The sequence below is a fragment of the Cellulomonas biazotea genome (assembly GCF_004306155.1).
Taxonomy (GTDB): Bacteria; Actinomycetota; Actinomycetes; order Actinomycetales; family Cellulomonadaceae; genus Cellulomonas; species Cellulomonas biazotea.
This window is the reverse complement of the sequence record NZ_BIMR01000244.1, coordinates 1-9,777: the sequence shown is the minus strand read 5'-3', so window position 1 is coordinate 9,777 and position 9,777 is coordinate 1. Positions and strand designations below refer to the sequence as shown.

The following is a 9,777-nucleotide window of genomic DNA, read 5'->3' as shown; positions in this document are numbered from 1 at the left end:
GGACGCGGCGTCCGCCGCGTCGGGCGCCGTCGGCGACCTGCGCGCCGCGGTCGACGAGGCCCGCGCGAAGGCCGACGAGGCGCGCGCGCAGGTCGACGCGACCCGTGCCCAGCTGCAGGGCCTCGACGACCAGGCCGCCGCCCAGGCGCAGTCCGCCGTCGACGAGGCCGAGGCCGCCGTGACCGAGGCGCAGTCCGCGCTGGAGGCCGCCCAGCAGGACGCGTCCGCCGAGGCCGACCAGGCCGTGGCCGACGCCCAGCAGAAGGTCGCCGACGCCCAGGCCGACCTCGAGGCGGCGCGCGCGCAGGCCGGCGGCGAGGCCGCGGACGCGCTCGACGACCTGGCCGCCGAGCTCGGCGCGCTGGGCGACCAGCTCCGCAGCGCGACCGGGAGCTGACCGACCGGCCCGACCGCCGTCCGCCACCGCGGGCGACGACGACGCCCTCGCCCGCTGTCGCGGGCGGGGGCGTTCCTGCGCGTCCTGACGGGTGATTTCCGGCTTCGCCCGCGCGGCAGGTTGAGACCTTCGCCACACCTGCCGATGGTGGAGGTATGAGTGACAGGACGCAGCCCCGGGTGGGGCGCCACCACCACCACGTGGAGTGGTGGGTGGTCTGCGCGTGGGTGTCGCTCGCGGTCCTCCTCGTCGCGGGGCTGGTCGGCGCGGTCGGTCTCTGACCCGCTCGGCCCGTCGGCCTCGTCGCGGCGCACCGCGTGCGGCCGCCGACGCGACGCCTATCCTCGCCGGGTGAGCGCACCTGCACCCGGGACCCCCGCACCGCACGGCCGCTGGCGCGACGTCGCCCGGGCCTCGGGCCTGCTGGCCGACGACGGGCACGTCCGGGCGACGATCTTCGCGGAGATGTCCGCGCTGGCGGCCGCGACCGGGTCCGTGAACCTCGGGCAGGGCTTCCCGGACGTCGACGGCCCCGCGTCGGTGGCGCAGGCGGCGGCGGACGCGATCGCCGCGGGTCACAACCAGTACCCGCCCGGCCCGGGCATCCCCGAGCTGCGCCGGGCCGTCGCCGCCCACCAGGAGCGGCACTACGGCCTGTCCCCCGACCCGGACCGCGAGGTGCTGGTCACGGCGGGCGCGACCGAGGCGCTGGCCGCCGCGGTCCTCGCCCTGGCCGGCCCGGGCGACGAGGTCCTCACGCTCGAGCCGTTCTACGACGCGTACGGCGCGGTCATCGCGCTCGCGGGTGCGACCCACACGACCGCTCCGCTGCGCGCGACGCCCGGCGGCTTCCGGCTCGACGTCGACGCGCTCGCCGCGGCGTTCTCGGACCGGACGCGGCTGGTGCTGCTCAACACCCCGCACAACCCGACGGGCACCGTCCTGACGCCCGACGAGCTCGCCGCGGTCGCCCGGCTCGCGGTCGCGCACGACGCGGTCGTCGTGACCGACGAGGTGTACGAGCACCTGGTCCTCGACCCCGGCGTCCGGCACATGCCGGTCGCGACGCTGCCGGGCATGGCGGAGCGCACGCTCACGGTGTCGTCGGCGGGCAAGACGTTCTCGTTCACGGGCTGGAAGATCGGCTGGGTCAGCGGGCCGGAGGACCTGGTGACGGCCGTGCGGACCGTCAAGCAGTTCCTCACCTACGTGTCGGGCGCGCCGTTCCAGCCGGCGGTCGCGTTCGCCCTGGACGACCCGGGCGTCGCGGCCTGGGTGCGGGACCTCGCGACGTCGCTCGCGAGCCGGCGGGACCGGCTGTGCGACGGGCTCACCGCGGCGGGCTTCGAGGTCGTGCGGCCGCAGGGCACGTACTTCGTGCTCGCCGACGCCGCCCCGCTCGGCTTCGACGACGGCGCGACCCTCTGCCGCGAGCTCCCAGCCCTGGCCGGAGTCGTCGGCGTCCCGGTGACGGCGTTCACGCACGCGGGCTCGGACGTCGACCGCGCGCTGCGGTCGTGGGTCCGGTTCACGTTCGTCAAGCGCGACGAGGTGCTCGACGAGGCGGTCGCCCGCCTGTCCCGCCTGCGCGGCTGAGCCCGGCACCCCTAGGACGCGGGCGACGCATCGGCGGCCAGCTCCTCTGCCAGCTCCAGGCACCGCAGGCGCGCCGGGGAGAGGTCGTAGGGCATCAGGCCGATCGCGTCGAGCGCGCTCATCGACCCGTGCTCCGTGCCGCGGCCGGCACCGTCCTCACCTCCGTGGGCGGTCGCGGGGTGCGACGCCTCCCACGCGTCGACGAGCGCGTCGTCGGCCTGCGCCAGGCCGGACTCCTCGATGACGGCCTCCAGCGCCCGCTCGAAGGCGTGCCGTTCGGCCGCCACCTGTGCCACCCGGGGGTCGTCGACGGCGACCGTGTCGTCGAGCGCCTCCTCCGCGGCGTCGACGCGGTCGGACTCCTCCCGCAGCGCCGGGTGGGTGGCCAGGGCGACGAACCTGGTGGCCTGGACGGCCGCGCCGAGCGGACCGAGGATCCGCTCGGTGACCAGCAGGGCGTCGAGGTCCGCCTGGCGCAGGGCGCCCTCGGGCAGGTGCTCGAGGCGGCCCGCGACGACGTCGGAGAGCAGACCCGTCCTGCTGCCGCGGGTGCGCATGCGCCGCACGGCGGCACGCTGCCGCCGCAGCTCTGCCTCCTGGGCGACGAGGGTGCCCTCCAGCCGTTCCAGGATGCCCGCGACGTCGTGGTCGCCGTCGGCACCCGCAGACGGCGTGCCGGCACAGGCCTGACGGATGTCGTCCAGCGCGATCCCGGCATCGGCCATCCTGCGGACCCACAGCAGCCGGATCATGTCGTCGTAGCCGTAGCGGCGGCGGCCGTCCGCTCCCCGCCCGGGCTCGGGGAGCAGGCCGATCTGGTGGTAGTGGCGGATCGCCCGCGGCGTGGTGCCGACGAACGCGGCCGCGGCACCGATCATGACCTGACGCGGCGGGATGAAGGACGGGTGCACGAGCGGGCCTTCCTCGGTGGGGCGGGTCAGGTCCACCGGACCACATGACGCGACGGAAGGTGCAACTCCGTGCGCTCCACGCAGGTCAGCCCGTCCAGGCGCCGCCGCGGCGGTAGGCGGGCGTCGCGAGCGCGAGCACGAGCAGCGCGGCGACGGACGACCCGGCCATGACGACGGCCATCGCGACGGCGTCGCCGCCGAGCAGGCCCGACAGCGGGCTGACCACGCCGGACACGCCGGCCTGGCACGCGCCGATGAAGGCGGCGGCGGTGCCGGCGATCTCCCCGTGCCGGCTGAGGGCGAGCGCGGAGGCGTTGGGCGGCACGAAGTTCACCATCGCGAGGATGAGCCACTGCACGGCGAGCAGCGCCCACAGCCCGCCCGCGCCGGTCACCGCGAGCCCGAGCAGCACGAGCGTGAGGGCCAGGGAGATCGGCAGGACGACGCGCACGATCCGGATCGGGGCGACGCGGCGCACGAGCGCGGCGTTGACCTGCGCGCCGGCGACGAGCCCGAGGCCGTTGACGGCGAACAGCAGCGAGAACTGGTGCTCGGAGAGCCCGAAGCCCTCGCGGAGCACGAACGGCGACGCGACGACGTAGCTCATGAGCACGGCGACGCCGAGGCCGGGCATGATCGCGAGCGCGACGAAGTGCCGGTCGCGCAGCAGGCTGCGGTAGCCGGACAGGGCGGTCCGCAGGCCGCCGGTGCGGCGACGCGCGGCCGGGAGCGTCTCGGGGAGGCGCCGCCACACGACGAGCCAGAGCACGACGCCGAACAGCGCGAGCGCGAGGAACACGGCCCGCCAGCCCGCCTGGCCGGCGATGAGGCCGCCGATCGACGGGGCGAACAGCGGTGCGACGCCGATGACGAGCATGAGGCGCGACATGAGCCGGGACGCGTCGGACCCGACGAACCGGTCGCGGATGACGGCCATCGCGACGACCGTGGCGGACGCGTTGAAGAAGCCCTGCGCGGCGCGCAGCCCGATGAGGGGCACGATCGCGGGCGCGGCGGCGCACAGCACGGACACCACGACGTGCAGGGCGACGCCGATCATCACGGGGCGGCGGCGGCCGAACCGGTCGGACAGCGGACCGATGACGAGCTGCCCGACGGCGCCGCCGATGAGCATCGCCGTCATGGTGAGCTGCGCGGCCGTCGCGGACGTGTCGAGGTCGCGGGCGACGTCGGGCAGCGACGGCAGGTAGATGTCGGTCGAGATCGCCGGCAGCGCGCACATCAGGCCGAGCAGCAGCACGTACTTGGCGTTGGGCCGGTACGCGGGTGCGTCGGCGGGCGCGGGAGTGGTGGCGGTCGCACCGGGGACGGCGGCGGCGACGGCGGAGGACGCCCCGTCGACGCCGGGCACGGGGCCGACGGACGGGGCGGCGGCGGACGGGGAGGTGGGAGCAGGGACGACGGAGGCGGCGGTCCGGGGGGTGGTCGGCGGCGCTGCCCCGTCGGGGACGGGAGTGGTGCGCGCAGTCATCCGTCCCATCGTCGCACCGGCGCGACCCCGACGCGAATCGATTCGACCACGTCACACCGTGACGCTGCGCACCCCGTCGGCCACGCTCCCGGCAGCCCGGCCGACGGTGTGGGTGGCGGCTGGCAGTCTGGGTGCATGTGCGGTCGCTACGCCTCCTTCCGTGAGGACCAGGCCCTGGCCGACGAGTTCGCCATCGCGACCGTCGCCGACGACGTGCGCCTGCTGCCCCCGTCCTGGAACGTCGCCCCGACCGACGGCGTCCGGATGGTCGTCGAGCGGGCCGACAAGGAGTCGGGCGAGGTCGTCCGGCAGCTCCGTGTCGCCCGCTGGGGGCTGGTCCCGTCGTGGGCCAAGGACCCGTCGGTCGGCAGCCGGATGATCAACGCGCGCGTCGAGTCCGTCGTCGACAAGCCCGCGTTCGCCCGCCCGTTCGCGGCCCGCCGCGCGCTGCTGCCCGCCGACGGCTACTACGAGTGGAAGAAGCCGGGCCCCGACTCACCGACCCGCCGCAAGCAGCCGTACTTCCTGCACCCCGCGGACGACGACGTCGTGGCGCTGGCCGCCCTGTACGAGTTCTGGAAGGACCCGACGAAGGCCGACGACGACCCCGACCGCTGGCTCGTCAGCACGACCGTCATCACCCGGCCCGCGTCCCCCGAGCTCGAGCACATCCACGACCGGCAGCCGCTCATGCTGCGCCGCGACGCGTGGGACGCGTGGCTCGACCCGTCCGCGGGCGCCGACGAGGCCCGCCGCCTGCTCGACGCCCCCGCGCCGCGCATCGTCGCGACGCCCGTCTCGCCGCTGGTCAGCTCGGTCCGCAACGACGGCCCGCAGCTCCTCGAGCCGGTCGACCCGGAGGAGCAGACGCTGCTCTGACCCGGGGTCGTCCCGACGGCGTCCCTCCGGTGGGACGCGCGCGACGTCCCGTCGCCGAGGGCGGTCAGGCGGGCGGGGCCGCGCTCAGCCGCACGGGCGTGACGCTGCCGATGCCCTGCAGGTCGAGCGCGTCCTGCGGCTCCAGCACGAACCGCGGGTCGCCCGCGAGCGCGGCGGCCGTCGCCGGGTCGGTGTAGACGGTGCTCGGCTCGGCGATGTCGGTGAGCCGGGCCGCGAGGTTCACGTCGGGCCCGAAGACGTCCCCGAACCGGGACAGGACGCGCCCCCACACGAACCCGACCCGCACGGGCGTGACGCCGCGCGCGCCCTCGGCGAGGCCGCCGGCGGCCTGCTCGCGGTCGACGTCGAGCGCGCCGCCGAGCGCCTGCGCGAGGCCCAGGGCGACGCGTGCACCCGTCGCGGGGTCGTCCGCCACGAACAGGACGGCGTCGCCGATGGTCTTGACGACCCGCCCGCCCGCGTCGGTCACGACGTCCCGCGCGGCGGCCTCGAAGCGCTGCACGAACTGCGACAGGTCGGTCGAGCCGAGGCCCGCGGTGCGGCGCGTGAACGACACCATGTCGGCGAACCCGACCGCGCGCGCCAGGGGCAGCGCGGTGAGGTCGGGGCCGGGGGCCCGCAGCGCCCCGAACTCCGCGGCGTACCGGCCGGCGATCGCGGCGAGCTGGCGGCGGTAGGAGTGCACGAGCTGCGCCTCGAGGACGGGCGCGAGGTCGGCGAGCCGGTCCAGGGTCAGCAGGCGGGCGGTCGTGTCGTCGAGCTCGTACCGGGTCGACATGTCCTCGACGAGCGCCTCGACCTGCCACAGTGCGAGCCGGTCGGCGGTGTGGCCGAGCGCGCGGGTCACGGTGAGGACGGTGCGGATGTCGAGCCCGTGCTCGCGGACGAGGGCGACGGCCCGGTCGACGGCCTCGGCGTCGCGCTCGGTGTAGACGGTGTCGTCGGGGTCGGCGTGCGGCAGGCCGACGGTCGTCCAGAAGCCGCGGACGATGTCGACGTCGGTGTGGGCGCGCCGGGCCAGGTCGCGTGCGCTGTAGCGGCGCCGGCCGCCGAGCAGCCGGGACTCGAGCTCTCCGACGGTCGACGCGGCGACGGCGTCGTCGTCCAGGGGACCGGCGGCGCCGCGCTGCGGCGTGGGACCGTCGTCGGGCACGCGACGAGAGTAGTTCACCCCCCGGCCCGCAGGTGACGCACGTCACCCGCGAGCACGTGGTGGGCCTGCCCGGACGCGTCGACGACGACGAGGGCGCCGTCGTCGTCGATCCGCTCCGCCCGCCCGGAGACCTCCCCGCCGCCCGGCAGCTCGACGCGGACGTCCGTGCCGAGCGTCGCGCACACCGCGGCGACGTCGTCCGCCAGGCCGGACAGCCGGGCGTCGCCGCCCGAGTCGCGCCAGCGGGTCTCGACGTCCTCCAGCGCGGTGACGAGGGCGACGAGCAGGTTCTCGCGCCCGACGTGCTGCGCCCCCGCGAGCGCGAGCGAGGTCGCGTGCGCGACGGGCAGCTCGTGGGCGTCCTGCGCGACGTTGAGACCGATGCCGATCGCGACCGCAGGGGTGACGCCGGCCGGCAGGGGCACGAGCTCGGCGAGGATGCCGCCGACCTTGCGGGCGGCGCCCCACCCGGGCACCTCGGTCGTCGCGGGCACGAGGACGTCGTTGGGCCACTTGAGCACCGCGGGCACGCCGGCGGTGGCCCGCACGGCGGTCACGGCGCACAGGCCGGCGAGCAGCGGGATCCACCCGAACGTCCGGTGGTCGGACGTCGGACGGGTGACGAACGTGCAGGTCAGCGCGACACCGGGCGGTGTCTCCCAGTCGCGGCCCGCGCGCCCGCGCCCGGCGGCCTGGTGGTCGGCGACGAGGACGCTGCCGTCGGGCCACGCGTCGGGGTCTGCCCGGACGGCCGCGACGACGTCGTCGTTCGTCGACCCGGTGCGCGCGACGACGTCGACCCGCGGCAGCGGCCCGGCGGGCCGCAGCAGCAGCGAGCGCAGCGCGTCGACGTCGAGCGGGGCGCGCGCACCGCCCGTCGCGTCGGCACCGGTCGGGGGGACGGCGGGGGGCGTCATTCCGCCATGATGACGCGCGGCACGGTGCCGCGTCGCGGCCGGGACGCCGCGCGACGGGTCGCGACGGGTCGCGACGGGTGCGGTGCGGACAACCGCGGCCCCTCGCCGTTGTGGGGTTCCGACGACCGGACGCGCGCAACACCGTCATCCCCCTGCACGTGCCTGGAGGGGTTCCACAACTAGCCTCGGTCGGGTGACCCAGACCGAGCAGACAGGCGCCCCCGTGCCGGGACCCGCCGGCGCACCGCAGTCCGCACCGTCGGACGCCGCCCCGCGCGGCACCGCGGCCCGGCACGCCGACCTCGCCGAGCGCACGCGCGCCGCCGAGGTCGCCGAGCAGTCCGCGGCCGACAAGCAGCACGCGCGCGGCAAGAAGACGGCCCGCGAGCGCATCGAGGCGCTCCTCGACCCGGGCTCGTTCACGGAGCTCGACGCGCTCGTGCGGCACCGCTCGACGAACTTCGGGCTCGACAAGAAGCGGATCCCGGGCGACGGCGTCGTCACCGGGTACGGGACCGTCGACGGCCGCCAGGTGTGCGTGTACTCGCAGGACTTCACGGTCTTCGGCGGCAGCCTCGGCGAGGTGCACGGGCAGAAGATCACCAAGGTCATGGACCTGGCGCTGCGTACGGGCGTGCCGCTCGTCGGCATCAGCGACGGCGGCGGCGCGCGCATCCAGGAGGGCGTCGCGGGGCTCACGCAGTTCGCGGAGATCTTCCGCCGCAACGTCGCCGCGTCGGGTGTGATCCCGCAGATCAGCCTCATCCTCGGCCCGTCCGCGGGCGGTGCGGTGTACTCGCCGGCGCTCACCGACTTCATCGTCATGGCCGACGGCACGTCGAACATGTTCATCACCGGCCCGGACGTCATCCGTGCGGTCACCGGCGAGGACGTCGGCTTCGAGGAGCTCGGCGGCGCGACGACGCACAGCACCCGCTCGGGCGTCGCGCACTACATGGCCTCGGACGAGGACGACGCGATCGACTACGTGCGGTCGCTGCTGTCGTACCTGCCCCAGAACAACCTCACGGACCCGCCGCTGTTCCCGCACGAGGCGCCGCTCGAGGTCACCGAGGAGGACGAGGAGCTCGACGCGATCGTCCCGGACTCCGACACCCAGCCGTACGACATGCGGTCCGTCGTCGAGCACGTCCTCGACGACGGCGTGCTGCTCGAGGTGCAGCCGCTGTACGCGCAGAACGTCATCGTCGGGTTCGGCCACGTCGAGGGTCACCCGGTCGGGATCGTCGCGAACCAGCCGATGGCGATGGCGGGCACGCTCGACATCAACGCCGCGGAGAAGGCCGCGCGGTTCGTGCGGACGTGCGACGCGTTCAACCTGCCGGTGCTGACGTTCGTCGACGTCCCGGGCTTCCTGCCGGGCACGGACCAGGAGTGGAACGGCATCATCCGGCGCGGCGCGAAGCTCATCTACGCGTACGCGGAGGCGACGGTCCCGCTGGTCACGGTCATCACGCGCAAGGCGTACGGTGGCGCGTACATCGTCATGGGGTCCAAGCAGCTCGGTGCCGACGTCAACCTCGCGTGGCCGACGGCCCAGATCGCCGTCATGGGGGCCGGGGGCGCCGTGAACATCCTGCAGCGCGGCGCGCTCAAGGGCGTCGCGGAGGCCGGCGGGGACGTCGAGGCCGAGCGCCGGCGCCTCACGGCGGAGTACGAGGAGGCGATCGTGAACCCGTGGGACGCGGCCGACCGCGGCTACGTCGACGCGGTCATCGCCCCCTCGCAGACCCGGTCGGAGATCACCCGCGCGCTGCGCCTGCTGCGCACCAAGCGCGCGAGCCTGCCGCCCAAGAAGCACGGCAACATCCCCCTGTGAACCCGGAGGACGCGTGAGCGAGCACGACCACGACGAGCACACCCACGGCAGCGAGCCCCTGCAGGGCGTCGACGCGGCCGACCTGCACGCGTCCGTCGACGCCCTGGCGACGGCGCTGCACGCGTACGTCCAGACGGCCGTCGGCGTGCGCGCGGAGTTCGGCGCGCACGAGGCCGACGAGGACCCGCGGGTGCTGTCGCTCGAGGCGGAGATCGGCGGCCTGAACGCGCGCCTGTACGACCTGCTGCACGAGCGGCTCGGCCTGCACGCCGACCTCACGGGCATGTCGTGGGGCGACGACGAGGAGGGCGACGCCGACGCGCCGCCCGCGCCCGCCGACGTGGACACGTTCCACATGGGCTTCGTCGTCGGCCCGCAGCAGGGCACGTCCGACCTGTCCCTCGACTCGGTGCTCGACCTGGTCGACTCGGGGGGCGCGGACATCGCGCAGCGCCTGGTCGACGCGGGCTTCGAGGTCACCGAGTGGGGGGTGTCGCGCGGCGCGCCGGTCCTCTTCGAGGAGGACGACGACGAGGAGGGCGCGTGAGCGCGGACCGTCCGTCGGGCGCCC

The 9,777-nt window shown here is 75.5% G+C and carries 10 protein-coding genes; 6 read left to right on the top strand and 4 right to left on the bottom strand.

Annotated features, from left to right (window positions below):
• The 3 genes from CBZ_RS15255 to CBZ_RS15245 all read left to right on the top strand — a co-directional run.
• On the top strand, positions 1-397 hold a 397-nt coding region (locus CBZ_RS15255), incomplete at its 5' end, for a hypothetical protein (RefSeq protein WP_130782365.1).
• Between the two features lie 155 nt (positions 398-552).
• The gene (locus tag CBZ_RS15250) at positions 553-678 is read left to right on the top strand and encodes a molybdopterin oxidoreductase (protein ID WP_130782364.1); all 126 of its coding nucleotides are present in this window, start codon (positions 553-555) and stop codon (positions 676-678) included.
• A 70-nt stretch (positions 679-748) separates the two neighbouring features.
• Positions 749-1,993, top strand: a complete 1,245-nt coding sequence (locus CBZ_RS15245) for a pyridoxal phosphate-dependent aminotransferase (RefSeq protein WP_130782363.1) — start codon at positions 749-751, stop codon at positions 1,991-1,993.
• A gap of 11 nt (positions 1,994-2,004) precedes the next feature.
• On the opposite strand, the gene CBZ_RS15240 is transcribed toward CBZ_RS15245, so the two are convergent.
• Positions 2,005-2,940: a MerR family transcriptional regulator gene (locus tag CBZ_RS15240; protein WP_246013453.1), complete on the bottom strand. Its 936-nt coding sequence runs from the start codon at positions 2,938-2,940 to the stop codon at positions 2,005-2,007.
• A 49-nt stretch (positions 2,941-2,989) separates the two neighbouring features.
• Positions 2,990-4,396: a multidrug effflux MFS transporter gene (locus CBZ_RS15235; RefSeq protein WP_373862185.1), complete on the bottom strand. Its 1,407-nt coding sequence runs from the start codon at positions 4,394-4,396 to the stop codon at positions 2,990-2,992.
• Between the two features lie 135 nt (positions 4,397-4,531).
• Between CBZ_RS15235 and CBZ_RS15230 the strand changes: the two genes are divergently transcribed.
• Positions 4,532-5,275, top strand: coding sequence for an SOS response-associated peptidase (locus tag CBZ_RS15230; RefSeq protein ID WP_130782361.1), 744 nt, complete (start codon positions 4,532-4,534; stop codon positions 5,273-5,275).
• Between the two features lie 64 nt (positions 5,276-5,339).
• Here the strand turns inward: CBZ_RS15230 and CBZ_RS15225 are convergent, their stop codons facing one another.
• Positions 5,340-6,449 carry an adenylate/guanylate cyclase domain-containing protein gene (locus tag CBZ_RS15225; RefSeq protein WP_246013451.1) on the bottom strand — a complete coding sequence of 370 codons (1,110 nt, stop codon included), beginning with the start codon at positions 6,447-6,449 and terminating at the stop codon, positions 5,340-5,342.
• A gap of 14 nt (positions 6,450-6,463) precedes the next feature.
• Positions 6,464-7,366 (bottom strand): biotin--[acetyl-CoA-carboxylase] ligase, encoded by a 903-nt coding sequence (locus tag CBZ_RS15220; protein ID WP_130782359.1) that lies wholly within the window; start codon positions 7,364-7,366, stop codon positions 6,464-6,466.
• Positions 7,367-7,589: 223 nt separating this feature from the next.
• On the opposite strand from CBZ_RS15220, the gene CBZ_RS15215 reads away from it, so the two are divergent.
• Positions 7,590-9,206, top strand: a complete 1,617-nt coding sequence (locus CBZ_RS15215; protein ID WP_130782366.1) for an acyl-CoA carboxylase subunit beta — start codon at positions 7,590-7,592, stop codon at positions 9,204-9,206.
• A 13-nt stretch (positions 9,207-9,219) separates the two neighbouring features.
• Complete coding sequence (locus CBZ_RS15210) at positions 9,220-9,753, top strand: hypothetical protein (protein ID WP_130782358.1); 534 nt, start codon at positions 9,220-9,222, stop codon at positions 9,751-9,753.
• Positions 9,754-9,777: the final 24 nt, after the last annotated feature.